24 protein-coding genes and 2 pseudogenes are annotated in these 26253 nt (G+C 68.9%); 7 read left to right on the top strand and 19 right to left on the bottom strand.

The genetic code is table 11. The features are described 5' to 3' along the window. The first annotated feature begins 1 nt into the window (after window position 1). From ACPWT1_RS15560 to ACPWT1_RS15535, 6 genes are all read left to right on the top strand, one after another. Complete coding sequence (locus tag ACPWT1_RS15560) at window positions 2-1573, top strand: benzoate-CoA ligase family protein (RefSeq protein WP_427912057.1); 1572 nt, start codon at window positions 2-4, stop codon at window positions 1571-1573. Window positions 1574-1676: 103 nt separating this feature from the next. Beyond that, on the top strand, window positions 1677-2867 hold the full coding sequence (locus ACPWT1_RS15555; protein ID WP_427912056.1) for an ABC transporter substrate-binding protein: 1191 nt from the start codon (window positions 1677-1679) through the stop codon (window positions 2865-2867). Window positions 2868-2931: 64 nt separating this feature from the next. Next, window positions 2932-3795, top strand: coding sequence for a branched-chain amino acid ABC transporter permease (locus ACPWT1_RS15550; RefSeq protein ID WP_427912055.1), 864 nt, complete (start codon window positions 2932-2934; stop codon window positions 3793-3795). Then, entirely contained in the window at window positions 3792-4790 is a 999-nt protein-coding gene (locus ACPWT1_RS15545; RefSeq protein WP_427912054.1) for a branched-chain amino acid ABC transporter permease, read from the top strand. The genes ACPWT1_RS15550 and ACPWT1_RS15545 overlap by 4 nt, the downstream gene beginning before the upstream one ends. Then, window positions 4783-5538, top strand: a complete 756-nt coding sequence (locus tag ACPWT1_RS15540; protein WP_427912053.1) for an ABC transporter ATP-binding protein — start codon at window positions 4783-4785, stop codon at window positions 5536-5538. The genes ACPWT1_RS15545 and ACPWT1_RS15540 overlap by 8 nt, the downstream gene beginning before the upstream one ends. Then, window positions 5535-6251 carry an ABC transporter ATP-binding protein gene (locus tag ACPWT1_RS15535; RefSeq protein WP_427912052.1) on the top strand — a complete coding sequence of 239 codons (717 nt, stop codon included), beginning with the start codon at window positions 5535-5537 and terminating at the stop codon, window positions 6249-6251. Before ACPWT1_RS15540 ends, ACPWT1_RS15535 begins: the two co-directional genes overlap by 4 nt. 24 nt (window positions 6252-6275) lie before the next feature. Here ACPWT1_RS15535 and ACPWT1_RS15530 read toward each other — a convergent pair whose 3' ends face one another. The 17 genes and pseudogenes from ACPWT1_RS15530 to ACPWT1_RS15450 form a co-directional block, all read right to left on the bottom strand. Further along, window positions 6276-6464: a DUF2065 family protein gene (locus ACPWT1_RS15530; protein WP_427912051.1), complete on the bottom strand. Its 189-nt coding sequence runs from the start codon at window positions 6462-6464 to the stop codon at window positions 6276-6278. A 6-nt stretch (window positions 6465-6470) separates the two neighbouring features. Further along, window positions 6471-7379, bottom strand: a complete 909-nt coding sequence (gene hflC / locus ACPWT1_RS15525) for a protease modulator HflC (RefSeq protein WP_427912050.1) — start codon at window positions 7377-7379, stop codon at window positions 6471-6473. Between the two features lie 17 nt (window positions 7380-7396). Continuing rightward, the gene (gene hflK / locus ACPWT1_RS15520) at window positions 7397-8713 is read right to left on the bottom strand and encodes an FtsH protease activity modulator HflK (RefSeq protein WP_427912049.1); all 1317 of its coding nucleotides are present in this window, start codon (window positions 8711-8713) and stop codon (window positions 7397-7399) included. A 39-nt stretch (window positions 8714-8752) separates the two neighbouring features. Further along, complete coding sequence (gene hflX, locus ACPWT1_RS15515) at window positions 8753-9922, bottom strand: GTPase HflX (protein ID WP_427912048.1); 1170 nt, start codon at window positions 9920-9922, stop codon at window positions 8753-8755. 72 nt (window positions 9923-9994) lie between these two features. Next, entirely contained in the window at window positions 9995-10243 is a 249-nt protein-coding gene (gene hfq, locus ACPWT1_RS15510) for an RNA chaperone Hfq (RefSeq protein ID WP_427912047.1), read from the bottom strand. Window positions 10244-10384: 141 nt separating this feature from the next. Further along, window positions 10385-11719, bottom strand: a complete 1335-nt coding sequence (gene der, locus ACPWT1_RS15505) for a ribosome biogenesis GTPase Der (protein WP_427912046.1) — start codon at window positions 11717-11719, stop codon at window positions 10385-10387. 18 nt (window positions 11720-11737) lie between these two features. Beyond that, complete coding sequence (gene bamB, locus ACPWT1_RS15500) at window positions 11738-12886, bottom strand: outer membrane protein assembly factor BamB (RefSeq protein ID WP_427912045.1); 1149 nt, start codon at window positions 12884-12886, stop codon at window positions 11738-11740. Next, entirely contained in the window at window positions 12883-13569 is a 687-nt protein-coding gene (locus ACPWT1_RS15495; RefSeq protein WP_427912044.1) for a YfgM family protein, read from the bottom strand. The genes bamB and ACPWT1_RS15495 overlap by 4 nt, the downstream gene beginning before the upstream one ends. A gap of 68 nt (window positions 13570-13637) precedes the next feature. Continuing rightward, window positions 13638-14921 (bottom strand): histidine--tRNA ligase, encoded by a 1284-nt coding sequence (gene hisS, locus ACPWT1_RS15490; RefSeq protein WP_427912043.1) that lies wholly within the window; start codon window positions 14919-14921, stop codon window positions 13638-13640. Window positions 14922-14977: 56 nt separating this feature from the next. Next, complete coding sequence (gene ispG, locus ACPWT1_RS15485) at window positions 14978-16183, bottom strand: flavodoxin-dependent (E)-4-hydroxy-3-methylbut-2-enyl-diphosphate synthase (RefSeq protein ID WP_427912042.1); 1206 nt, start codon at window positions 16181-16183, stop codon at window positions 14978-14980. Window positions 16184-16247: 64 nt separating this feature from the next. Further along, window positions 16248-17177, bottom strand: coding sequence for a helix-turn-helix domain-containing protein (locus tag ACPWT1_RS15480; RefSeq protein WP_427912041.1), 930 nt, complete (start codon window positions 17175-17177; stop codon window positions 16248-16250). Next, window positions 17170-17997 carry a type IV pilus biogenesis/stability protein PilW gene (gene pilW, locus ACPWT1_RS15475; protein ID WP_427912040.1) on the bottom strand — a complete coding sequence of 276 codons (828 nt, stop codon included), beginning with the start codon at window positions 17995-17997 and terminating at the stop codon, window positions 17170-17172. The genes ACPWT1_RS15480 and pilW overlap by 8 nt, the downstream gene beginning before the upstream one ends. Continuing rightward, a pseudogene (gene rlmN / locus ACPWT1_RS15470) lies at window positions 17998-19166 on the bottom strand (23S rRNA (adenine(2503)-C(2))-methyltransferase RlmN). It abuts the gene before it with no gap. A 21-nt stretch (window positions 19167-19187) separates the two neighbouring features. Beyond that, window positions 19188-19613, bottom strand: coding sequence for a nucleoside-diphosphate kinase (gene ndk, locus ACPWT1_RS15465; RefSeq protein WP_427912039.1), 426 nt, complete (start codon window positions 19611-19613; stop codon window positions 19188-19190). A 165-nt stretch (window positions 19614-19778) separates the two neighbouring features. Then, a pseudogene (locus tag ACPWT1_RS15460) lies at window positions 19779-21262 on the bottom strand (pseudouridine synthase). Between the two features lie 6 nt (window positions 21263-21268). Then, window positions 21269-21997 carry an SMC-Scp complex subunit ScpB gene (gene scpB / locus ACPWT1_RS15455; protein WP_427912038.1) on the bottom strand — a complete coding sequence of 243 codons (729 nt, stop codon included), beginning with the start codon at window positions 21995-21997 and terminating at the stop codon, window positions 21269-21271. Next, a complete protein-coding gene (locus tag ACPWT1_RS15450) occupies window positions 21994-23139 on the bottom strand; it encodes an RluA family pseudouridine synthase (protein ID WP_427915572.1) in 1146 nt (381 codons plus the stop codon). The genes scpB and ACPWT1_RS15450 overlap by 4 nt, the downstream gene beginning before the upstream one ends. Window positions 23140-23175: 36 nt before the next feature. Between ACPWT1_RS15450 and ACPWT1_RS15445 the strand changes: the two genes are divergently transcribed. Then, a complete protein-coding gene (locus ACPWT1_RS15445; protein WP_427912037.1) occupies window positions 23176-23979 on the top strand; it encodes an outer membrane protein assembly factor BamD in 804 nt (267 codons plus the stop codon). A 5-nt stretch (window positions 23980-23984) separates the two neighbouring features. On the opposite strand, the gene ACPWT1_RS15440 is transcribed toward ACPWT1_RS15445, so the two are convergent. Then, the gene (locus ACPWT1_RS15440) at window positions 23985-25907 is read right to left on the bottom strand and encodes an ATP-dependent DNA helicase (RefSeq protein WP_427915571.1); all 1923 of its coding nucleotides are present in this window, start codon (window positions 25905-25907) and stop codon (window positions 23985-23987) included. A gap of 118 nt (window positions 25908-26025) precedes the next feature. Further along, window positions 26026-26229: a DUF465 domain-containing protein gene (locus tag ACPWT1_RS15435; protein WP_427912036.1), complete on the bottom strand. Its 204-nt coding sequence runs from the start codon at window positions 26227-26229 to the stop codon at window positions 26026-26028. Window positions 26230-26253 lie beyond the last annotated feature (24 nt).

Here is a 26253-nt window from a genome sequence, read left to right as displayed (position 1 = left end):
CATGCGCCTGAGCCACGCCGACCACACCACCAGCCCGCCACGAGTCGAGATTCCCCGCGACTACAACGCGGCGCACGACCTGCTCGAACGCAACGCAGCGCGCACGTCGAAAGTCGCGTACATCGATGCGGCGAGTGGCACGCGCATGACCTATGGCCAGTTGCGCGAGCAGGCACACCGCTTTGCCAATGCGCTGCGCGACAAGGGCATCGCGCCCGAGTCGCGCGTGCTGATCGCCATGCTGGACACGCCTGAATGGCCCGTGGTCTTCCTCGGTTGCATCCTCGCCGGCGTGGTCCCCGTGGCCGCGAACACGCTGCTGACGACCACTGACTTCGCATTCATGCTGCGCGATTCGCGGGCCCGGGCGCTGTTCGTCTCCAGGCCGCTGCTGCCCGCCTTCGAACCGCTGGTGGGCAGCGTCGGCACGCTGGAGCATGTGTTCGTCGCCGGCGACGATGGCCCGCGCTCGGTGGCCGCGCTCGTCGCCTCCGGCAGCGACCGGCACGAGGTCGCGGGCACCTGCAGCGACGATGCGTGCTTCTGGCTGTATTCGAGCGGCTCCACGGGCACGCCCAAGGGGACGGTGCACCTGCACAGCCACCTGGTCCAGACCGCCGAGCTGTACGGCCGTGGCGTCCTGGGCATCCGCGAGGACGACGTCGTGTTCTCGGCGGCCAAGTTCTTCTTCGCCTACGGCCTGGGCAACGCCCTCACCTTCCCCATGAGCGTGGGCGCCACCACGGTGCTGTTGCCCTCGCGGCCGACGCCGGCCGAGGTGTTCAAGGTGATCACCACCCACCAGCCGACGATCTTCTACGGCGTGCCAACGCTCTTTGCTGCGCTGCTGGCCGATCCCTCGCGACCAAAGCGTGCCGACGTGCGCCTGCGCGTGTGCACCAGCGCGGGCGAGGCGCTGCCCGCCGACATCGGCAAACGCTGGACCGCGGAGTACGGCTGCGAGATCCTGGACGGCATCGGCTCGACGGAGATGCTGCACATCTTCCTGTCCAACCGGCCTGGCCAGGTGCGCTACGGGACCACGGGCCAGGCGGTGCCGGGTTACGAGTTGCGCATCGTCGGCGACGATGGCCGGGAGTGCGGCACGGGCGAGATCGGCGAGCTGCAGATCAACGGACCGAGCGCGGCGCTGATGTACTGGAACAACCGCGCCAAGACCAAGGCGACATTCGCCGGCGAGTGGACCCGCAGCGGCGACAAGTACACGCGCGATGCCGACGGCTACTACACCTACGGCGGGCGCAGCGACGACATGCTGAAGGTGGGCGGCATCTACGTGTCGCCGTTCGAAGTCGAAGCATCGCTCGCCACGCATGCGGCGGTTCTCGAAGCCGCGGTGATCGGCGTGGCGGACGAGGACCAGCTTGTCAAGCCCAAGGCTTACGTGGTGCTCAAGCCGGGGCAGCAGGCCTCGTCCGCGGACCTGCAGCAGCACGTGAAGAACCAGCTCGCGCCCTACAAGTACCCGCGATGGATCGAGTTCGTGCCGGAGTTGCCGAAGACGGCGACCGGAAAGATCCAGCGCTTCAAGCTGCGCGCGGCCGCTCGCTGAGCAGCGCGCACGCGCGGCCATCATTGGGGTAACTCATGGTGCGGCGCAGCGCACGCTGCGGTACAAAACCGACGGAGCCACAACAGTCACCGGAGACCGAAGAATGACCACCCGCCGCCTCGTCCTGTCCCGCAGCGCCGCCGTCGTGGGCGCCGCCTCCGCGGGCCTGCTGCTGCCGCAGATCGTGCGTGCGCAATCGAACAAGGTGCGGGTCGGCTTCATGCTGCCCTACACGGGCACCTTCGCGCAGCTGGGCGTCGCCATCGAGAACGGCGTGCGCATGGCGATCAACGAGAAAGGCGGCAAGCTCGGCGGACGCGAGATCGAATGGTTCAAGGTCGACGACGAGTCCGAGCCGTCCAAGGGCGTGGAGAACGCAAATCGTCTCGTGCAACGTGACAAGGTCGATGTCCTGATCGGCACCGTGCACTCCGGCGTGCAGATGGGCATCCAGCGCGTCGCGCGCGAGTCCGGCGTGCTGAACCTGATCCCCAACGCCGGCGTGCATGCAGCCACGCGCGCCCTGTGCGCGCCCAACGTGTTCCGCACCTCGTTCACCAACAGCCAGCCGACGCTCGCGCTCGGCAAGCCGATGATGGACAAGGGCCTGAAGAAGGCCGTGTGGATCACGTGGAAGTACGCGGCGGGCGACGAAGCTTTCGAGGGCTTCAAGGAGAGCTACACCAAGGCCGGCGGCACCATCGTCAAGGAACTTGGCCTGCCCTTCCCGAACGTGGAGTTCCAGGCGCTGCTCACCGAGATCGCCTCGCTGCGGCCCGATGCCGTGGCCTGCTTCTTCGCTGGCGGCGGTGCCGCCAAGTTCATCCGCGACTACGCCGCCGCGGGCCTGAAGGACAAGATCCCGCTGTGGGGCTCTGGCTTCCTCACCGAAGGCGTGCTCGACGCGGCCGGTCCTGCGGCCGAGGGCATCATGACCACGATGCACTACAGCGACTCGCTCGACACGCCGCGCAACCAGAAATTCCGCCTCGACTACGCCAAGAGCTTCAAGATGCAGCCGGACGTCTATGCCGTGCAGGGCTATGACACCGGACTGCTGCTCGAACAGGGCGCCGCCGCGGTCAAGGGCGACATCGGCAACAAGCAGGCGCTGTACAAGGCGCTGGAGTCGGCCACCATCGACAGCCCGCGCGGCAAGTGGACCATGAGCAAGGCGCACAACCCGGTGCAGGACATCTACCTGCGCCGCGTGGAAAAGGGCGAGAACAAGGTCGTCGGCGTGGCGGCCAAGGCATTGGCGGATTCGGGCGCCGGCTGCAAGTTGAACGCCTGAGGACACGCCTCCTGCTCGCTCCCCTGGGAGGTTCACGCCTCCCATTTTTTTGCCCGCCTCCCGGATGGACCTCGCGAATTTCCTGATCCAGTTGCTGAACAGCGTCCAGTACGGGCTGCTGCTGTTCATGCTGGCCGCCGGCCTGACGCTGATCTTCGGGATCATGGGCGTCGTCAACCTCGCGCACGGCAGCTTCTACATGCTGGGGGCCTACCTCGCGTGGTGGCTCTCCAGCCGGCTTGGCAACCTGCCGCTGGCCATCGCGGTGGGCGCGGTGATCGCGGTCGCCTTCGGCCTGCTGCTGGAGCGCCTGCTGTTCCGGCACTTCTACCACCGCGACCATCTCGACCAGGTGCTCCTCACCTTCGGCCTGATCTACGTCTTCGAGGAACTGCGCTCCATCCTCTGGGGCGACGACGTGCATGGCGTGGGCGTCCCCGCTGCGCTCGCCGCATCGGTGCCGCTGACGGACAACCTGTCCTACCCCGTGTACCGGCTCTTCATGTCCGCGGTGTGCATCGCGCTGGCGCTTGGCCTCTATGCGCTGATCTCGAAGACGAGGCTGGGCATGAAGATCCGCGCCGGTGCGTCGAACCACGCGATGGCCGAAGCGCTGGGCGTCAACATCAAGCGCATCCACGCCGTGGTGTTCGCGCTGGGCGTCGGCCTGGCCACCGTGGCCGGCATGATCGCCGCGCCGATCTCCAGCGTGTACCCCAACATGGGATCGCAGGTGCTGATCATGTGCTTCGTCGTGGTGGTGATCGGCGGCATCGGCTCGGTGCGTGGCGCGCTGGTGGCGGCACTGCTCGTGGGCACGGTCGACACGTTCGGCAAGGTGCTGCTGCCGCAGGTCTCGGGCATGCTGGTCTACATGCTGATGGCGGCCGTGCTGCTGTGGCGCCCGGAAGGCCTGTTCCGGCAATGAGCACCGCCAAGTCCCATCTCGAAGTGCTGCCGCGCAGCCTGCAGGTGCTGCTGGCGCTCGGACTAGTGGCCCTGGTCGCCTGCCCCTTCATGGCCACCGACTTCTACAGCCAGATGGTCGCCCGCATGATGGTGCTGGCCATCTTTGCCATGAGCCTCGACCTGCTGCAGGGCGTGACGGGCCTGGTGTCGCTGGGACATGCCGCGTTCTTCGGGCTGGCGGGCTACACCCTCGCCTTCCTGATGCCGCAGGCCGAGCCCGTGTCGCTGTGGTGGACCTTGCCGGCCGCGATGGCTGCGTCCGCACTCGCTGCCCTCGTGATCGGCTTCTTCGTCGTCCGCACGCACGGCATCTACTTCATCATGGTCACCATGGCGTTCGCGCAGATGGTGTTCTACCTGTTCTTCGACAACAAGCCGCTGGGCGGCTCCGACGGCCTGTACATCAACTTCAAGCCGGACGCGAAGCTGTTCGACCTGGAGAACAAGCGCGTCTTCTACTTCTTCACCCTCGCCTGCCTGCTGCTGGTGTACGCGTTCCTGCGCCGGCTGCTGTGGAGCCCGTTCGGCCGCGTGCTGGCCGGCATCCGCATCAACGAGCACCGCATGCGCGCGCTGGGTTACGGCACCTTCGGCTACAAGCTCGCGGCGTTCACGTTGGCTGGCGCGCTGGCGGGCCTGGCGGGCTATCTGTGGGCCGCGCAGACCGGCTTCGTGAATCCCGAGCTGATGGGATTCCAGATGAGCGCGCACGCGATCATGATGGTGATCCTCGGCGGCATGGGCAACTTCGCCGGCGCGGTGGTCGGCGCTTTCGCCTTCGAGTGGCTGCTGCACTGGTTCAAGGACCTGCCGCAGGTCGGCGGCTTCGATGCCGGCAAGCACTGGCAGCTGTGGATGGGACTCTTCATCGTCGCCGTGGTGGCCTTCGCGCCGCGCGGGCTGCTTGGGCTCGTCGAACGCGCCATGCGTGGCAAGGGGCAGGACGGTGGCTGACGACGTGCTGCTCTCGGCCGCGCATCTCACCAAGCGATTCGGCGGACTCGCCGCGGTGAACGATGTCTCGGTGGACCTCTGGCGCGGCCGCATCCATGCCGTCATCGGCCCCAACGGCGCGGGCAAATCGACGCTCACCAACCTGCTCTCGGGCGACCTGCCGCCCACCAGCGGCACAATCCACCTGGGCGGCACCGAGATCACGGGCCGCAGCCCGGAAGCCATCGCACGCGCGGGCCTCGGACGCAGCTACCAGAAGACGAACATCTTCCTTCCGTTCACCGTGTGGGAGAACGTGCGCCTCGCTGCGCAGTCGCGCGCACAGCACCCCGCGCGCTGGCTGCGCAAGGCCACGTCCTTCGCGGCCGTCAACGAACAGGCGCAACGCGCGCTCGAACTGGCCGGCCTGGCGTCCCGACGCGACGTCCTCGCCGGCACCATCAGCCATGGCGAGCAGCGCCAGCTGGAGATAGCGATGACGCTGGCCACCGCGCCAAGCGTGCTGCTGCTGGACGAACCGCTGGCCGGCATGGGCACGGCGGAAGCGGAACGCATGGTGCAACTGCTGCACCGCCTGAAGGACGCACACGCCATCCTGCTGGTGGAGCACGACATGGACGCGGTCTTCGCGCTGGCCGACCAGCTCACGGTGATGGTCAACGGCCAGGTGATTGCCAGCGGACCGCCGCAGATGATCCGCACGGATGCGGGCGTGCAGGCCGCGTACCTGGGCGAGGAGCACGTGTGAACAACGACCTCCTCGTCGACGCTCGCGGCCTGCACACGTACTACGGCCAGAGCCACGTGCTGCGTGGCATCGATTTCCACGTGCGGCGCGGCGAGACCATCGGGCTCATGGGCCGCAACGGCATGGGCAAGAGCACGCTGCTCAAGACGCTCATGGGCCTCGTGCGGCCGCGCGAGGGCACGGTGCACGTGGCCGGCCGCGACATGACGCAGCGTCCGACCTACGACATCGCGCAATGCGGCATCGCCTACGTGCCCGAAGGCCGCGGCATCTTCGGCAATCTCTCGGTGGTCGAGAACCTGCAGATGGCCGCGCGGCCGGGCACCCGTGGCCAGCGCGACTGGACCTATGAACGCGTGCTCCAGACCTTCCCGCGCCTGGCGGAGCGGCTGTCGCATGGCGGCCAGCAGCTGTCGGGCGGGGAGCAGCAGATGCTGACCATCGGCCGCGCGCTGATGACCAATCCCGACGTCCTGATCCTCGACGAGGCGACCGAGGGCCTGGCGCCGCTGGTGGCCCGCGAGATCTGGCGCATCTGCGGCCTGATCCGCGAGAGCGGCATCTCCAGCGTGATCGTCGACAAGAACTGGAAGCACGTCACCCAGCTCACCGACCGCAACCTGATCCTGGTGAAGGGCGAAGTGGTGTTCAGCGGGACATCGCAGGAGCTGCGATCGCGGCCCGACGTGCTGGCGCAGCACCTCGCGGTGTGAGCGGCGCGGCTGTGGCCCGCGCCTTCAGGACACCAGCCAGAGCAGCGCCAGCCCGAGCAGCACGCTGCACAACCCGAAGAACCGCAGCTGGCCGTCCCGCAGCTGCATCAGCTTCTGGAAGGTGCTGCGCCAGCCTCGGGGTGCGAGCAGCGGGAGAAGGCCCTCGAGCACCAGCGCCAGGGCCAGCGCGGCCCAGAAGATCTCGCTGCCCAAGGCGCGCTACTTCCTGCCGGCCGGCGCCGGCGCGGGCGCCGTATTGCCCCGGAACGCACGGAAGAACTCGCTGCCCTGCGGGTCCAGCACCATCACGTCGCCCTTCTTGTTGAAGGTGGCGCGGTAGGCCTCGAGGCTGCGGTAGAACTGCGCGAACTGCGCGTCGCGCCCGAACGCCTCGCCGTAGATGCCGGCGGCCTGCGCGTCGCCCTCGCCCTTGACCTTCTGGGCATCGCGGTAGGCGTTGGCGATGGTGATCTCGCGCTGGCGATCGGCGTCGGCGCGGATCTTCTCGCCTTCGGCCGCGCCGGTGGACCGCAGCTCGTTGGCCACGCGCTTGCGCTCGGCCTCCATGCGGCGGTAGACCGACTCGGTGATGGCTTCCACGTAGTCGGCGCGCGTCATGCGCACGTCGATGATGTCCACGCCCCAGGGCTTGGCGCCCTTGACCGTCTCGGTGACCTCGCGCTTGACGTCGGCCATCAGCTGCTCGCGCTTGGCGGACAGCAACTCACGCACCGTGAAGCGGTTGATCTCCTCCTGGAATGCGTTGCGCACCACGCGATTGAGCTGGTTGGCGCCGGCCGCCTCGTCGAGGCCCACGTTGCGGATGTACTGCGACGGATCGGTGATGCGCCAGCGCACGTACCAGTCGATCACCACGCGCTGCTTCTCGGCGGTGAGCATCGGCTCGGTGTCGCTGCTGTCCAGCGTGAGCAGGCGCTTGTCGATGTAGCTGACGTTCTGGAACGGCGGCGGCAGCTTGAAGTTGAGGCCGGGCTCGGTGATCACTTCCTTGATCTGGCCGAGCGCATAGACCACGCCGAACTGGCGCTGGTCGACGACGAACAGCATGGAGCTGAGCAAAGCCAGCAGCACGAGGGCGGCGGCGGCGAAGAATCCGATTCGGTTCATGGATCGTGGCTCCCGGTTCAACGCGTCTCGCGGTCGCGGCTGCGCGCGTTGTCCCGGGTGCGCGAGTCACTGCTGCTGCCGGAACTGGGGGAACTGCTGCTGGCGCTGCCGCCCGAACCGGTCGAGGGCGTGGGTTCGACCGCGGCGCCCCCGGTCGATCCGCCGCCCGTCACCTGCTGCAGGATGCGATCGAGCGGCAGGTACATCAGGGAACCCTGGCGCGATTCGACCAGGATCTTGGTTACGCTCGCGTAGATCTGCTGCATGGTCTCCAGGTACATGCGGTCGCGGGTGACCTGCGGCGCCTTCTGGTACTGGCCCAGCACCGCGGTGAAGCGCTGCGCATCGCCCTGCGCCTGTGAAACGACCCGCGATTTGTAGGCCTCGGCTTCCTGCGCCAGGCGCGAGGCGGAGCCGACGGCGCGGGGAATCACGTCGTTGGCATAGGCCTGGGCCTCGTTCTTGGCGCGTTCGCGTTCCTGCGCTGCCTTGAGGACGTCATCGAACGCGGCCTGCACCTGCTCCGGCGGGCGCACGCCGCCCTGCTGCAGGTTGATGCCGACGATCTCGATGCCGACCTTGTAGCGGTCCAGGATCTGCTGCATCAGGTTGCGCACGCGCGGTGCGATCTGGTCACGCTCCTCGGCGAGCGCCGAATCCATGCGCATCTTGCCGACCACCTCGCGCACGGCCGTCTCGGCGGCCTGCACCACGGCTTCGCCGGGGTTCTTGCTCTCGAACAGGTAGGCGCGCGCGTCGTTCAGGCGGTACTGCACGGCGAACTTGATCTCGACGATGTTCTCGTCCTCGGTGAGCATGGCCGACTCGCGCAGGCCGGTGGCCTTGACCACCGCATCGCGCCCGACGTCCACCGAGCGGATCTGCGTGACCGGCACCACCTCGTGACGCTGGATCGGATATGGCAGCCGCCAGTTGAAGCCGGCACCGACCGTGGCCTTGTAGCGGCCGAACTGCGTGATCACGGCCTGCTGGCCTTCCTGCACGATGAAGAAACCCGTGCCCAGCCAGATGAGCACCAGCACCGTGGCGATCAGGCCGATGCCGATGCCGGCGTTGCGCATGTCGGGCGGGAGGTTGCCATTGCCCTCGGGGCGACGGCCGCGTCCGCCGCCGAACAGGCCGCCCAGGCGGCGGTTGAAGTCGCGCCAGAGTTCGTCGAGGTCGGGCGGTCCCTGGTTGGGGCCGCGCGGAGGACCGCCGTTGTTGTCCTTGTCGTCACCGCCGCCGCGTCCCCAGCGGGGATCGTTCAGGTTGAACATGCCGCGGGCCCGGCCGGCCAAGCCGGCCAGGACGCCGGGAAGATGCAGATTCATGCGGATCGTTTCTTGTCGTTGCGTCCGGATTGTGCCCAATCAGGCGGGCTCTTCGTGCAATTGCGCGCCAGGCTGCGGGGTTCGTTCGCTGGAGGCGCGCTCGGCCAGCTCGCGGCGCAGGTCCGGCAGGCCATCGGCAGTGCGGCTGCTGACGAACAGGCGGCGCACCGGCGCACCCTCGAGCTCGAAGACGTCGCTGCGCTGGCGCGGAGCTGCCTGCAGCGCGTCGGTCTTGTTGAACACCAGCACCTGCGGCACCTCTGCCGCGCCGATCTCGTGCAGCACGCGCTGCACTTCCTCGATCTGCTCGGGATGGTGCGGATTGGCCGCGTCCACCACGTGCAGCAGCAGGTCGGCATCGGCCGCTTCCTGCAGCGTGGCCTGGAAGGCATCGATCAGGCCGTGCGGCAGGTCGCGGATGAACCCGACCGTGTCGGAGAGCGAGACCGAGCGGCCCGCCTTGACGCCCTCGACATCGTCGAGGTACAGGCGACGCGTCGTGGTGTCCAGGGTCGCGAACAGCTGGTTCGCCGCATAGGCCTGCGCCTTCACCAGCGCGTTGAAGAGCGTCGATTTGCCGGCGTTCGTGTAGCCCACGAGCGAGATGTTGAAGGCGCCCTGCCGGTCGCGCTGGCGGCGCTGCGTGGTGCGCTGCTTCTTCACCTTGTCGAGGCGATCCTTGGTGCGCTTGATGGCGTCGCCGATCATGCGGCGGTCCAGCTCGATCTGCGTTTCGCCCGGGCCGCCACGTGCGCCGATGCCGCCGCGCTGGCGCTCCAGGTGCGACCAGCGCCGGACCAGCCGGGTGCTCAGGTACTGCAGGCGCGCGAGTTCGACCTGCAACTTGCCTTCATGGCTGCGGGCCCGCTGCGCGAAGATCTCCAGGATCAGCAGCGTGCGGTCATTGACCGGAAGGCCGAGGTGGCGCTCGAGGTTGCGCTGCTGGCCGGGACTCAGGGCCTGGTCGAACAGCACCTCGGTGGCGCCCAGTTCGGTGGCAAGCGCCTTGATCTCGTCGGCCTTGCCCTTGCCGACGAACAGCGCCGCGTCGGGCGCCTTGCGCTTGGCAGTGATGCGGCCGACGGGCTCGAGCCCGGCGGTGCGGGCGAGTTCGCCCAGCTCCTCGAGCTCGGCGTCGAAATGGGGAAGGCCAAGGTCCACCCCAACCAGGATGGCGGGAGCAGCGTCTTTGTCTTGGATGTCAGGCAACGGAACGTCCGGGTGGATTCAGGAAAACTGGAAACGCCCGGCGGGAAGGGCACGCGATGCGCGCGCCCGCGATCAGCTGGCGGCGGCTTCGCTGCCCTCGGCCGTGGAGAAGTTCACGGCGCGGCCGGGGACGATGGTGGAGATGGCGTGCTTGTAGACCATCTGCGTCACCGTGTTGCGCAGCAGGACGACGTACTGGTCGAACGATTCGATCTGCCCCTGCAGCTTGATGCCGTTGACGAGATAGATCGAGACCGGAACATGCTCGCGACGCAAGGTGTTCAGGAACGGGTCTTGTAGCAGCTGCCCTTTGTTGCTCACGATATAGCTCCGTGTTCGGGATTCGTTGTAGGAACTTGCACCTTACCACAGCGACCCAGCCGTGCAAGTAGTCTGCCGCGCACTTCGGGCATGTGGGTGCGCGGGCTCGCGATTCAAGCCCGCGGCGGCAAGGCCGGCGGCCTAGTCCTTGTCCGCGTACGGGTTCTTCGACGTCTTCATCTCCACCCGCAGCGGCGTGCCGATGAGGTTGAACTCCTTGCGGAAGCGTCCCTCGAGGAAGCGCCGGTAGGCGTCGGTGACGTGCTCGAGCGAGTTGCCGTGGATGACGATCACCGGCGGGTTCATGCCGCCCTGGTGCGCATACCGCAGCTTGGGCCGGAACATGCCCGAGCGCTTGGGGGCCTGGAACTGCACCGCCTCCTGCAGCACGCGGGTCAGCACCGGCGTCGGCATCTTGGTCATGGCAGCCTTGTGGGCCTGCGCGATCGACTCCCAGACCGGTCCCAGGCCCTGGCGCTTCTTCGCCGAGATCAGGTGCAGCGACGCGAACTTCAGGAACGCCAGCCGCGCCTCGATCTGCCGTTGCAGCTGCTCGCGCTGGTACGCATCCACGGCGTCCCACTTGTTGACCGCGATCACCACCGCGCGCCCGCTCTCCAGGATGTAGCCGGCGATGTGGGCGTCCTGGTCCGTGACGCCTTGCGTGGCGTCCAGCAGCAGCAGAACGACGTTGGCCGACTCGATGGCCTGCAGCGTCTTGACGACCGAGAACTTCTCGATCGCCTCGAACACCTTGCCCTTGCGGCGCAGCCCGGCGGTGTCGATCAGTTCGTACTTCTGGCCGCCTCGCTCGAACGGGACCGAGATCGCATCGCGCGTGGTGCCTGGCAGGTCGAACGCCACGAGACGCTCTTCGCCGAGCCAGGTGTTGATCAGCGTCGACTTGCCGACGTTGGGGCGGCCGGCGACGGCCAGCTTGATGGGGCCCTCTTCGACCGGCGCTTCTTCCTCGTCTTCGGGCAGGTTGAGCGGCGCGAGCGCCAGCTCGACGAGGCTGCGGATGCCCTGCCCGTGCGCGGCGGACACCGGATGCACCTCGCCCAGCCCGAGCTCGTAGAACTCCGTGAGCTGCACGCCCTCGCTCATGCCCTCGGCCTTGTTGGCCGCCAGCACCGTGGGCTTGCCCAGCTTGCGCAGGTAATTGCCGATGTCGTGGTCCTGCGCAGAGAGGCCGCCACGCGCATCGACCACGAAGACCACCACGTCGGCCTCGGCGACGGCCTGGCGCGTCTGCTTGGCCATCTCCATGTAGATGCCGCTCTCGGCCGTCGGCTCGAAGCCGCCGGTGTCGATGACGATGAATTCGTGCTTGCCGTGCTTCGCGTTGCCGTAGTGGCGGTCGCGCGTGAGGCCGGCGAAATCGGCCACGATCGCATCGCGCGACTTCGTCAGCCGGTTGAAGAGCGTCGACTTGCCGACGTTGGGGCGGCCTACCAGGGCCAGCACGGGTTTCATCGGCAACTGCGCGTGAGGTTATTGCGGCACGAAGCCGAAAATGCCGCCGTTGCGGGTGACGACCACCATCGTGTTGCCGACGACGACAGGCGCCGTGGCGATGGCCGAACCGTCGGTGGCCAGGCGATTCACCAGCCGGCCGTCCTCGCGCGCCAGCACGTGCAGGAAGCCGAAGCTGTCGCCGATCGCGACCGAGTTGCCCACCAGCAGCGGCGCCGTCAGCCCGCGGTGTTGCAGCTTGTCGTGGATCCAGCTGCGTTCGCCGTTGTCGCGGCGCCAGGCAACCACGCGCCCGTCGGTCTCGGCGCCGACGACGAGGTCCTCGTTGCCGCTGACGCCGACACCGCCATTGGCCGGACGGGTCCACACGACGGAGCCACGACTGGCGTCCACGCAGCCGACGGCCGCCTGGAACGCACGCGCGCAGACGGAGGTGCCGAGGCGCGACACCGGGCCGACCAGATCGACCAGTCGTTCGACGTCGTTGGTGCCGCGCGGCGAGGCGATCGCCGCATCCCAACGCACGCTGCCGTTGTTGGGGTTGAGGCCTGTCATCCGGCCGCCCTGCCCGGTGACGAGCATGTCGCCCACCGCCAGCAGCACGCCGCCCTGGCGCAGCACGAGCGGCTCGCCCGGGCGCTGCTGCGACCACAGCCTGCGGCCCGTCTGGCCGTCATAGGCCGACACCGAACGGTCGGCCGCGAGCACGAACACGCGCTTGCCCGCGACGAAGGGGGCGGTGTAGGCCTGGGCACTGAGCTTCTCGCGCCACAGCACCTTGCCGTCGGCCATGCCGACCAGCATGTTGTCGTCGGTGACCACGGCCACGAGGGAACCGTCGGTGCCCGCGCCAGCGATGACCCGGGCACCCGCGCTGGCGCGCCAGACGTCGCGACCCGTCGTGCCGTCGATCACGGCGACGGTGCCGTCGCTGGCCGCCACGGTGAACTGGCTGCCGCTCGGTGTCACGGTCAGCGGAAAGGCGACCGCACCCACCTTGGCGGACCACGCCTGGCGAACGGCCATCGACGCAGGGTTGGGCTGCAGTTCCGCCGGCATCGGCTTGTCACTGCCGCCGAACAGCGTGCTGATCGAGGAACAGGAGGCCAGAGCGCCGCACAGCAGCAGCGCGCCGGCGACACGGGAGGCGAGAGGCAGGCGCCTCATGACTTGCCGCTCCCGGCAGCCTTGGCCGCCGGCGCGAGCGACTTGGGATCCACGCCCAGCGCGGTGAGCTTGACTTCGACCATGCGGCGGTAGTCGTCGCGATCGCCCAGTCCCTGCCAGGCCTTGGTGTACTCGGCGCGCGCCTGGTCCTTCTTGCCCTGCAGGTTGTAGACGTCGCCGCGGCGATCTGCCACCAGCGGCGCGAATTCGGACGGGAAACCGGCATCGAGCTGCTTGAGCGCATTGTCGTACGACTTGGATTCGATCAGCAGCGATGCGAGGCGCAGGCGAGCGATGGCCTGGTAACCCTCGTCGGAGGACTTGTCCGCGACCCAGGTGAGCGCGCCGCGCGCCACCTCGGGCTTGCCCTTGTCGACCGCGGCCTGCGCCAGCAGCAAGCCCGCCTGCTGGGCGAAGGTGGTGCTGCCGTACTTGTCGCGCGCATCGTTGAATCCGTGCTCGGCCCGCGCGAGGTCGCCGGCCTGCACCGACCGCTCGACCTCGTCGTACAGCGCCGACGCCTTGGCCGACTGGCTGCGCTGCCAGTACTGCCAGCCGTTCATGGCCGCGATGGCGCCGAACACGGCGATCAGCACCCAGGAGATCAGGTTGCCGTAGGTGTTCCAGAAGTGCTTGAGCTGGTCAAGCTGCTCCTGTTCTTCGAGATCGAGGTGGGATGCCATGGAGGTGTGTGTCGCCGCAAGGTGGGCAGCCGGGGATTGTAGTGAGCCGTGGCGAGCGGCCCGATGGGTCAGGCCCGCAGCGAGCCGGCCCAGTCGGCCACGCCGGCCAGTGGCCTGCGCTGCTGGGCGCCCTGTCCGTCTCGCAGCGCCTTGACCGTGACCTCGCCGGCCGCCAGTTCGTCGGCGCCGAAGATGAGGGCGTGGCGCGCGCCGCTGGCGTCGGCCTTCTTGAACTGCGACTTCATGCTGCCGAAGCCGTCGGCGCCACCCGCATGCATCTGCGCCGAGACGCCGGCCGCGCGCAGCGCCTGCAGCGCGCGCATCGCCTGCGGCAGCGCGGTCGCATCGGGCACGACGGCGTAGACGTCAGGGGCGCCGGCGTCGACGGCGGCGCCCTGCTCCTTCAGCAGTTCCAGCACACGCTCCAGGCCCATGCCCCAGCCCACGGCCGGCGTCGGCTTGCCGCCGAGGATCTCGAACAGGCCGTCGTAACGGCCTCCGCCGCACAGCGTGCCCTGCGCGCCGAGCTGGTCGGTGATGAACTCGAACACCGTGTGGCTGTAGTAGTCCAGGCCGCGCACCAGGCGCGGATTGATGGACCAGCGCACGCCGCACGCGTCCAGCAGCGCCTTGACCGTGTCCAGGTGCTTGAGCGAAGCCTCGCCCAGGTATGCCAGCAATTGCGGCGCCGCCGTGACCATCTGCTGCATCGCCGGGTTCTTGGTGTCCAGGATGCGCAGCGGGTTGGTGTGCAACCGGCGCTGCGCATCGGCATCGAGGATGTCCTTGTGCTGCTCGAAGTACGCCACCAGCGCCGCACGGTGCGCCTGGCGCTCGGCCGACACGCCCAGGCTGTTCATCTCGACGCGGACGTCCTTCAGGCCGAGCTCGGTGAACAGCTGGTGCGCCAGCAGCATCAGCTCGGCGTCGACCTCGGACCCGGGGTGGCCCAGCACCTCGGCGCCCAGCTGGTAGAACTGGCGATAGCGGCCGCGCTGCGGCCGCTCGTGCCGGAACATCGGGCCCATGTAGTACAGGCGCTTGCCGCCGTCGTACGTGAGGTTGTGCTCGATGGCGGCACGAACGACGCCGGGCGTGTTCTCGGGCCGCAGCGTGAGCTGTTCGCCATTGAGCCGGTCCTCGAAGGAGTACATCTCCTTCTCGACGATGTCCGTGGTCTGCCCGGTGCCGCGCACGAACAGCTGCGTGGGCTCGACCACCGGCGTGCGGATCATGCGGTAGGCGTAGCGGCCCATCAGGTCGCGCACCTTGTCCTCGAGCGCCTCCCACCGCGCCGATTCGGGCGGCAGGATGTCGTTCATGCCCTTGACGGCACTGAGTTTGTCAGCCATGGGATCGTTCTTTTCGTTGGGGCGCGAGCCTGCGCCCTCTGTGGCCAGGGGGCCGTTCAGGCGGCGACCGTCTCGGTGCCGAACCTTTTCTCGATGTAGTCCTCGACGATCTTGTGGAACTCGCCGGCGATGTTCTCGCCGCGCAGCGTCAGGGCCTTCTCGCCGTCGATGAACACGGGCGCGGCCGGCGCCTCGCCGGTGCCCGGCAGGCTGATGCCGATGTCGGCATGCTTGCTCTCGCCGGGACCGTTGACAATGCAGCCCATCACCGCGACGCGCAGCTTCTCGACGCCGGGATACTTGCTGCGCCACACGGGCATGTTGGCGCGCAGGTGGTCGTCGATCTGCTTGGCCAGTTCCTGGAACGTGGTGCTGGTCGTGCGGCCGCAACCAGGGCAGGCGGTGACGCTCGGCACGAAGATGCGCAGACCCAGCGACTGCAGGATCTCGGAGGCAATGACGACTTCCTGCGTGCGCGATTCGCCCGGCTGCGGTGTGAGCGACACGCGGATGGTGTCGCCGATGCCTTCCTGCAGCAGGATGCCCAGCGCAACGCTGGAGGCCACGGTGCCCTTGGTGCCCATGCCCGCCTCGGTGAGGCCCAGGTGCAGCGGGTAGTCGCAGCGGCGTGCCAGTTCACGGTAGACCGAGATCAGGTCCTGCACGCCACTGACCTTGCACGACAGGATGATCTGCTGCCCCGGCATGCCCATCTCCTCCGCACGCTTCGCGGATTCGATGGCCGACGTGATCAGCGCCTCGTACATGACGCTGCGCGCATCCCAGGGCTGGGCCCGGCCCGCGTTCTCGTCCATCAGGGACGCGAGCAGTTCCTGGTCGAGGCTGCCCCAGTTGACGCCGATGCGCACCGGCTTGTCCCAGCGCATGGCGGCTTCGATCATCTGGCCGAACTGGCGGTCGCGCTTGTCGCCCTTGCCCACGTTGCCGGGGTTGATGCGGTACTTGGACAGCGCCTGCGCGCAGTCGGGAAATTCGGTGAGCAGCCGGTGGCCGTTGTAGTGGAAGTCGCCCACCAGCGGCACGTCGACGCCCATGCGATCGAGCTGCTCGCGGATGTAGGCCACCTGCTTCGCCGCCTCGGGCGTGTTGACGGTGATGCGCACCATCTCGGAACCTGCCTGCGCCAGCTCCTTCACCTGGATCGCGGTGGCGATCGGATCCTCGGTGTCGGTGTTGGTCATCGACTGCACGCGCACGGGCGCATCGCCACCCACGGTGACCACGCGCGACCCCCAGGCCACGCGGGCCTGGCGGCTGCGGCGGGGGCGGGGAACGCGGGTTCGACGGGCAGGCAGGCTTGGGACATCACTTCACTTCGAAACGTGCGACGTTGTCGCGCGAGAACCGCACCAGGTCGAATGGCTTGCCACGCACCTGCACGGTGGTGGCACTGACGCTGCCGATGGTGACGGCGAGCGGCAGCGTGCCGGAGGCGCCGGCGGACTCGCCGGCGGCCATGAGGCGGCGCAGGGTGGTGGTGCCGCGGCTGTCGGTCACCTCGATCCAGGACGGGCCGGTGGTGCGGAACACCACGACACCGTTGGGAACGGGTGCGGAAGCGGCGGCGGGCGCGGCGACAAGCGCGGTGGGCGTGGCAGGAGCGACGGACGGTGCGGACGTTCCTGCGGGTGCCGCCGCGGCAATGGGCTCGTCCGCCCCGACGGGCGTCGAGGGCTGCGGCATCGGCACGGTCTCGGGCGACACCGCCGCCGGTGTTTCGTTGGCCGTGCTCGTCGGCGGGAGCGCGGCGCTGGTCATCGGCGCGGGCGCCGTGCCGCCCGGCTTCCCAGCCGGCGCGTCATCCGTGTGAGTTCTGGGCAGGAAGACCAGCACCAGCGCACCCAGAAGCAGCGCGTAGACGACCAGGAACACCGGCTTGGTGAGCTGCTCGGTCCATCCGGGCGCGGCACCGTCGCCGGGCGCGCGGAACGGCGCATTGAGGCCCTCGTGGTCCTGCAGCAGGCGCGGCGGGTGGGTCTGCGGCAGCCGCTCGAGAACGGGCTGCGCGTCGACCTTGAGGGTGCGGCACACGCTGGAGGCCAGCGCGCGTGCGAACACGGCGTCCGTCAGCTGGTCGTGCTGGTCCTGCTCCAGGGCCTGGAGCTTGCGCACGGGCACTTTCAGGCTCGCCGCCAGCGTGTCCACGTGCAGGCCGGCCGCCTCGCGGTAGCGCCGCAGGAGTTCGCCGGCGCTGGTGCCCTGTCCGGCCACCTCGCCCATCACGGCTTCACTCATCGAACGACCCCTTTTCGAGCGACGTCGTCTCGCGCGAACGCGGGAAGCGCTTTTTCAGCTGGTCGGCCAGCTGCGCCATTGCCAGCTTGTCGCCCATCTTGCGTTCGACCTTGATCCCGAGCCAGAGCGACTCGGCATTGGCGAGTTCACTGTTGTTCAGGCGGCGGATGTAGAACTGGGCGCGCGACGTGTCGCCCCGGGCGAACAGGAGGTTGGCCAGGTTGTAGCCGACGATGGGATTGCCGGCATCGAGCTCGTAGGCCTTGGCCAGCGTGCGCTCGGCGACCTCGGGCTTGCCATCGCGCGCCTGGCACAGGCCCCGCGCCATCAGCGTCTTGGCGCGTTCCGGGTAGAGCGGAATGGCCAGCGCCTGCTCGAAGGTGCGGTCCGCTTCCTCGAACTGCCGCTGCTGGCACTGCAGCCAGCCGAGGTTGTGCATCGTGTTGGCATCGCGCGGGCTCAGCGCCATGGCACGGCGGAAGCTTTCTTCGGCCAGGCGGGGGTCATTGAGCTGCATGTAGATCAGCCCGCGCAGGTTGTACGCATCGGCGTACGAGGGATCGATGGCGATGACCTGCTTCAGCTCGTCGAGCGCGATGTTGGTCTTGCCCTGCTGGAAGTAGCCGACCGCGAGCTCCATGCGGATGCGGGCACGCTTGCGTGCTTCCGGTTCGTCGAACTCCGTCACGACGGAATCCTGCGTGGACTCGGCCTGCGGCGTCGCGCATCCCGAGACGGTGATCGCTCCCGCGAGCAATGCGGCCCACGGCAATGCCGCCACCAGCAGCCCAAGCTGCCCGAGTCCCCTCTTCCCGACCATTCAACCCTCCTTGGCAGCTGCGGCTGCCGGCACCTGTCTGAGCATCACGGTGCGCTGCTGGGCGATGCGCTCACCCACACGGGTCCGGTCCTTCACGTCGCCGGCGAGCTGGCCGCAGGCGGCGTCGATGTCGTCCCCCTCGTCTTGCGCACGGTGGTGACGATACCAGCATCACTCAGCAACTTCGCGAACGCGACAACACGGGTGTTGGGCGATCGCGTCAGTCCTGACGCGGGGAACGGGTTGAAGGGAATGAGGTTGAACTTGCAGCTGATCCCGCGGCCGGCGTGGTGCTGCACCAGGGCCACGAGTTCGCGCGCGAGCTCCGGCGTGTCGTTCACGCCATCGAGCATGCAGTATTCGAACGTGATGAAGTCGCGCGGTGCATGCGCGAGGTAGCGATCGCATGCAGCCAGCAGTTCGGCCAGCGGGTACTTGCGATTGAGCGGCACCAGGTTGTCGCGCAGCGGATCGTTCGGCGCATGCAGCGACACGGCAAGGGCCACCGGGCAGTCCTGCGCCAGGCGATCCATCATCGGCACCACGCCCGAGGTGGACACAGTCACGCGTCGCCGCGACAGGCCGTAGCCATGGTCGTCCAGCATCGTGCGCAGCGCGGGCACCAGGGCCGCATAGTTCTGCAGCGGCTCGCCCATCCCCATCATCACGACGTTGGAGATCACGCGTTCGCTGGTCTTCAGGTGGCCGCGCAGGAAGTGCTCGGCGAACCAGAGCTGCGCCACGATCTCGCCGGTGGAGAGGTTGCGCGAAAAGCCCTGGTGGCCGGTGGAGCAGAAGCGGCAGCCCACCGCGCAGCCTGCCTGCGACGAGACGCACAGCGTGCCGCGATCGTCCTCGGGAATGAACACCGCCTCGACGGCATTGCCGTCGCGCACGTCGAACAGCCACTTGATGGTGCCGTCGGCGGATTCGTGCTGGCTGATGACCGGCAGCGCCTCGATGCGGGCTGCGGTCTTCAGCTTCTCGCGCAGCGACTTCGCCAGGTCGGTCATCTGGTCGAAATCGCGCGCGCCCCGCTGGTGGATCCAGCGGAACAGCTGCGTGGCGCGGAACCGCTTCTCGCCCAGCGTCTCGCAGAACGCGGCCAGCCCGTCGAGATCGAAATCGAGGAGGTTGGTCCCCGGACTGAGCTCAGGACTGGCCGTCATCACATCGTCGCTACTCCGCTTTCAGCGGGAGTAGACGTTCATGCCAGGGAAGAAGAACGCGATCTCGACCGCTGCCGTCTCGGCGGCGTCGGAGCCGTGCACGGCGTTGGCGTCGATGCTGTCGGCGAAGTCGGCGCGGATGGTGCCCTTCTCGGCCTTCTTCGGATCGGTGGCGCCCATCAGGTCACGGTTCTTCAGGATGGCGCCCTCGCCTTGCAGCACCTGGATCATCACGGGGCCGGAGATCATGAAGTCGACCAGGTCCTTGAAGAACGGACGGGCCTTGTGCACGGCGTAGAACTGCTCGGCTTCCTGGCGCGACAGGTGGGCCATGCGTGCCGCGATGATCTTCAGGCCGGCGCCCTCGAAGCGCGCGTAGATCTGGCCGATGACGTTCTTGGCCACTGCGTCGGGCTTGATGATGGAGAGGGTGCGTTCGATCGCCATGAAGGTTCCTGGTCGGGTTTGTGATATGGGAGGACCCGCGCCACGCCCTGTGCTGCAGCTGGTTGCCGCAGCCTGGTGGAGGCGCCCGCGGGCCGGAAAGTTCGGGAAAGCCTGCTATTTTAGCTGGCGGATGTGACCTTTTCGGCGGTAGGCGATCGGCGAAGCTCAGCGCCCGCCGCGATTGCCACCACGGCGTCCGCCGCCGGAGCCACCGCCGCCGCCTCCGCCGCCTCCGCCGCCTCCGCCGCCGCCGCCGCCGCCACCTCGCCGCTGGCCACCGCCCGGGCCGCCTTGGCGCTGGCGCATGAAGCTGTCGGCACCGATGTAGCCGAACGAGGTCTTCATCGGATCCGGTTGGCCGCCATTGCCGCCGCCCCCGCCTGCATTGCCTCGGCCGCGGTCGTTGCTGCGCCGCTGCTGGCCTTGGCCGCCGCCCTTCCCCGGGCCACCGGCCGCGCCACGCGGCTGGTTGCCGTCGGGACGCGGGCCAGCGCCACGGTTGCCGCGGCGGCGGTTGCGCGACGGACCCCCGGTGTCGCCGTCGCGCGGTGGGCGCTCGGCCGGAGGGCCGCCCGCTGCCTGGGTCAAGGCCCGGATGTCACGCTCGTCCAGTTCGAGGAAAGCGCCGCGCTTGAGGCCGCGCGGCAGCACCATGGCGCCGTAGCGGATGCGGATCAGGCGACTGACTGCATGCCCCAGCGCTTCGAACAGTCGCCGCACCTCGCGGTTGCGGCCCTCGGAAATGGTCACGCGGTACCAGCTGTTGGCGCCCTCGCCGCCACCTTCCTCGATCGCGCCGAACTGGGCCTTGCCGTCCTCGAGATCGATGCCGTCGAGAAGCCGCTGCTTCTCCTCGGCCGAGAGGTCCCGAGCACGCGCACCGCGTATTCGCGCTCCAGCCCGAACCGCGGATGCATCAGGCGGTTGGCCAGTTCGCCGGAACTGGTGAACAGCAGCAGGCCTTCGGTGTTCAGGTCGAGCCGCCCGACCGATTGCCACTTGCCCTGCTGCAGCCGCGGCAGCTTGCGGAACACGGTGGGACGGTTCTGCGGATCGTCATGCGTGACGACCTCGCCCACCGGCTTGTGGTACGCAATCACGCGCGCTGCAGGCGGAGCGATGCGCACGCGGATCGGCTTGCCGTTGACCTTGATCTGGTCGCCGAACTGGATGCGTTGGCCGATGTGGGCGGGCTCGTTGTTCACCGAGATCCGCCCTTCCATGATCAGCTGCTCCATCTCGAGCCGCGATCCCAGGCCGGCCTGCGCCAGCACCTTGTGCAACTTGGGCGTGTCGGCCTGCGGGGCGAGAACGCGCTTGGGCAAAGCGGTGTCCGGCGCCTGTTCGTCCGCGTCGAAGCGGCCGGAGACCACGTCCTCGAAGCGGATCGGCTCGGGCGCTGGTGCGGGAGTTGCCCGCTCGCGGGCGGTCCTCCGCGGCTCGGCGTCGTCGTGGTCGTCAGCGTCGCGATCGTCATCGTCGTCGAAGCCGTCATCGCGATCCCCTTCGTCCTGCGCCTGCGCGCGCTCGGCCGGAGGTGCGCCGCCGCCCGGCTGCGTCGCGAGCGGCGCCTGCGCTGCCGGCACCTTGTCCTTGTCGTCGGTGGCGGCGGCATCGATGGCCGGCGGCTGCAGCTCGTTGGAATTCATGGCAGGTCAGGTCATCTCGGCCGAAGCGGAGTCGCCACTGCCGGAGGTGTCGGGGTCGGAAGGTGTCGGGGGGAAAAGATCGTCGGCCGCCGCGCCGGCATCGGCGGTCTGCGCGGCCTGGACATGCAGGCCGTCATCGGCCGCAGGGTCGGTGGCATCGATGGAGAGTTCGGGCTGCGCGCCCTCGCCGCCGGCCAGTCCGGCCAGGGCCTCCATCTGCTGGGTGGGCGACTCGAGCATCGGCAGCTGGTCGAGCGACGCGAGGCCCAGGTCGTCCAGGAACTGCCGCGTGGTCGCATAGAGCGCCGGGCGTCCCACGGCTTCGCGATGGCCGATCACCTCGACCCAGCCGCGGTCCTCCAGCTGCTTGAGGATCTGCGTGTTGATGGTGACGCCACGGATGTCCTCCATGTCGCCGCGCGTGACCGGCTGGCGGTACGCGATGATCGCCAGCGTCTCGAGGGCGGCGCGCGTGTACTTGGGCGGCTTCTCGGGATGCAGCCGGTCGAGGTACTCGCGCATCTCGGGGCGGCTCTGGAAGCGCCAGCCCGTGGCCACGCACACCAGTTCCACGCCACGCTGGGCCCAGTCGTCCTGCAGCTCCTCGAGCAGCCCGCGAATGGTGTCGGCGCCCAGTTCGTCGTTGAACAGGACGCGCAGCTCGCGCACCGGCAACGGTTGCGACGAGCAGATCAACGCGGTTTCGAGGACGCGCTTGGCATCCGCGGTAGTCATCGTCTTGCGGTCTTCCTGGAACGGGCGCCGGGCGGCGCTCCGGTCGGGGGGCCGCCCGTCGAGAGGGGCGGCGGCATCGCGGCGCTGGCGCCGGCGGGCATCGGGGCTGGCCCGGCAGGCGTGGACTGTCGCGCCATCGCTGCCTCGGGATTGTAACGCAGGCCCCATCCGGCCAATCCGGCACGAAGGTCGTCCGGCAGCGGGGATCGCAGGTCCAGCGCGCCACCGGTCAGCGGATGCGTGAACGCGAGCCGGAAGGCATGCAGCGCCTGGCGCGCCACGCCGGCAGCCGGCGCGCCGCCGTACAGGGCATCGCCGAGCAGCGGATGGCCGAGGTGCGCCAGGTGCACGCGGATCTGGTGGGTGCGGCCCGTGTGCAGGCTGGCCCGCACGAGGCAACCGTCATCGCTGGAGTCGAGCCGCTCGAACGTCGTGGCGGCCGGCTTGCCGGGCGTGTGCGCGAGATCCACCACGGCCATGCGCAGGCGGTTGCGCGGGTCGCGCCCGATCGCTGCGTCGACCGTGACCGGCGAAGGACCGGACCATGGCCGGTGAGCGATGGCAAGGTACTGCCGCGTGACCTCGCGCGCCGCGATCATCCGCACCAGTGCGTCCATCGCCAGCCGCGTGCGCGCCACCACCATCAGGCCGCTGGTGTCCTTGTCCAGCCGATGCACGATGCCGGCGCGAGGCAAGGTGGTGGCGGCCGCGTCGCGTGCCAGCAGGCCATTGAGCAGGGTGCCACTCCAGTTGCCCGGCGCGGGGTGCACCACCAGGCCCGCGGGCTTGTCGATCACGAGCAGGTGTTCGTCCTCGTGCACCACGGCGAGCTCCATCGGCTCGGGGCGGAACGCCTGGCTCTGCGGCGTGGGCCGCAATTCGATACCCAGCGCTGCGCCCGCGCGGACACGGTGGGCCGCACGGCTCGCAGGTCGTCCATCGATGGACACGGCGCCATCCACGACCAGCTGCTGCAGGTAGTTGCGCGAGAACTCCGGCACCAGGTCCGCGAGCGCGCGATCGAGCCGTTCACCGTGCAACGCGGGCGGCACGGAAAGCGAGCGGAACTCGCCCGGCGCAGCGGTCTCCGGCTCGTCGTCCAGGGCCTCGTCGGGCGCGAGTGTCTCGGGGGCCACTCCTATAATCGTCCGGCTCTGTTTCAAGAAGGTCTGCGCGTCATGCTTCGTGCCAAATTATCGTGTCTCGCCGTCGTCGCGGCCGCGTTGCTGGGCGCGTGCTCGTCGAACCCGGTGGAGCGCGGACCCAACCTGAGCCCGGCACGGCTGTATGCCGACGCGAAGGACGAGATGGGATCCGGTGCCTGGGACAAGGCGGTGCCGATCCTCGAGCGCCTCGAAGGCCGCGCGGCCGGCACGCCGCTGGCGCAGCAGGCCCAGTTGGACAAGGCGTATTCGCAGTACAAGTCGGGCGAACCGGCGCAGGCGGTGTCCACGCTGGACCGCTTCATGAAGCTGCATCCCGCCAGCCCGGCGATCGACTACGCGCTGTACCTCAAGGGCCTGGTGAACTTCAACGACAACCTGGGCCTGCTCGCCTGGGTGGCGCGCCAGGACCTGTCCGAGCGTGACCAGAAGGCCGCCAAGGAGTCATTCGAGGCCTTCAAGGAACTGGCCACGCGCTTCCCCGACTCCAAGTACACGCCCGACGCCCGCGCGCGCATGACCTACATCGTCAATGCACTGGCGCAGTACGAGGTGCACGTCGCGCGCTACTACTACGAACGCGGTGCCTACGTCGCGGCGGCCAATCGCGCCCAGTCCGCACTGGCCGACTACCACGATGTTCCCGCGCTCGAAGAGGCGCTGGTGATCCTCGTGCGTTCGTACGACGCACTCGGCATGCCGCAGCTGCGCGACGATGCGCGCCGCGTGCTCGAGAAGAGCTACCCGCAGAGCGCGTTCATCACCGGCCGTCCTGCCGCTGGCAGCAAGGCGGCGTCGCCGTGGTGGAAGTTCTGGTGAGCCACTCAGGGCTCTGAGGTCGCGTCCGAGCGCAGCGCCTCGAGCGCGGCCTCGAAGTCGGCCGACGTCGACAGCCGCCGCATCGGCGGCAATGCGGCCAGCAGCCGCCGCCCGTAGCCCATGCTCGCCATCCGGGTGTCGCACACGACCAGCACGCCGCGGTCGCTCTCGCGACGGATCAGCCGGCCGGCTCCCTGCTTCAAGGCCACCGCGGCTTCGGGAATGAAGTAGTCGTTGAACGAACTGCGGCCCTGCCCTTCCAGCCGCTGCGAACGCGCCTCGACCACCGGATCGCCCGGCGGCGGGAACGGCAGTTTGTCGATGACCACCAGCTGCAACGCATCGCCGGGCACGTCGACGCCTTCCCAGAACGACGCCGAGGCGACCAGCAGGCAGCCCGGCCGGCCATGCGAATCGCCCTCGCGGAACCGTTCGATCAGGCGCCGCTTGGGCCATTGGCCCTGCACCAGCACCTCCAGCTGGCTGCCGTCGCCGAAGCGGCGCAGCAGGTCCTCGCCGATGGCGCGCAAGGCGCGCAGCGTGGTCGTGAGCACCATGGTGCGGCCGCCGATGCGCAGCGCCGCGGCCGCGGCGAGCCGCGCCACCGACTGGCTGTGGCCAGGATCGTTGGGCTTTGGCAGCTCGCGCGGCAGGTACACCGCTGCCTGCGACGGGTAGTCGAACGGGCTGCCCACCCGCAGCACCTGCGCTTCCTGCAACCCGCAGGGTTCCGTGAACCATGACAGCCGAGCATCGTCGCCCAGCGTGGCCGAGGTGAAGATCCAGGCCCGGCCGTCGTCGTCCTGCGGCGATGGCGCGGCATCGCCCCTGCGCTTGAGAAGGCGCGTGCGCACGGTCTGCGCGATGTCGAGCGGCGACTCCATCAGCCGCAGCTGCTGCCCGACGTCGACCCACCGCACGGAGTCGCCGTCGCAGGGCCGGGTGAAGCGCAGCGCACGCTCGGCCAGCGTCGCCGCGCGCTCGTGCAGGCGCTGGAAGTCCGGCGCGATCTCGCTCACGGTGGCAATGGCCTCGGCGGCCTGCTCGCAGGCCAGCCGCGTGGCGTCGAGCGCGTCCTGCCACGCGGTCGGGTCAATGCCGTCCGGGGCCTCCCCGGCCCAGCGCAGACGGCCGGTGCCACTGCGCCCGATGACCAGCCGCAAATCGCGGGCCGCGCGCTCGGTGCCGGCCGCCACCTGCTGCCAGTCCACCAGCCCGCGCGCGAGCTGCAGGCCGGCGCCGAGCATGTCGCGCGTGAAGTCCAGCAGCTGCGAGGTGCCCAGCTGCGTGCCGAGGAACTGCACGCCGGTCTCATTGAGCTGGTGGGCCTCGTCGAAGATGGCGACGCGCACGGTGGGCAGCAGTTCGGCCATGCCCGACTCGCGCACCGCGAGATCGGCGAAGAACAGGTGGTGGTTGATCACGACCACGTCGGCCGCAAGGGCCTCGCGCCGCGCCAGGTTGACGTGGCACGCGCGGAACTTCGGGCACTGCGTGCCCAGGCAGTTGTCGCGCGTGGAGGTCACCAGGGGAAGCACCGGCGAACGCTCGTCCAGGCCCGTGAGCTCCGCCAGGTCGCCGCTGCGCGTGGACTGCGCCCATTGCTCGACGCGCGACAGCGTGGCGGCCACGGCACGCTCGCCGGCCGTCGGATCCTGCCGGGCCTGCTCCATGCGGTGCAGGCACAGGTAGCTGCCGCGGCCCTTGAGCAGCGCCGTGCGCACCGGCAGGCCGAGCACCTCGACCAGCCGTGGCAGGTCGCGGCCGAACAGCTGGTCCTGCAGCGTCTTGGTGGCGGTGGACAGCAGCACCCGCTCGCCCGAGAGCAGTGCGGGCACAAGGTACGCGAAGGTCTTGCCGACGCCGGTGCCGGCCTCGACCACGAGCGCACCTCCCTGCTCGATGCTGGCCGCGACAGCCAGCGCCATCTGGGTCTGCCCCTCGCGCGGTCGGAACGCTTCGGCCGCGCCATCCAGGACGCCACCGGGCGCGAAAGCGTCGCGCACCGCTTCTTGCAGCTTGCTCACACCGGGTCGCGCAAGGAGGTCAAGCGGGCTCCTTGGGATCGAGCGCCAGCTCGATGCGCGCGATCTCGTCGCGCAATTGCAGCCGCTTCTTCTTCAGCCGACGCAGCAACAGCTCGTCCAGCGGCGCGGCATGCGCAGCCGCGTCGATCAGGGCGTCGAGATCGGCGTGTTCGATGCGCAGCTCGATCAGCCGGCGCTCGGGCGAATGCAGGTTCGGTTCCAAGGAAATAGTTGGCGACCGCGGAGG

The organism is Ramlibacter sp. MMS24-I3-19 (assembly GCF_050320135.1).
GTDB lineage: Bacteria > Pseudomonadota > Gammaproteobacteria > Burkholderiales > Burkholderiaceae_C > Ramlibacter.
This window is presented reverse-complemented; position numbering and strand designations above follow the sequence as displayed.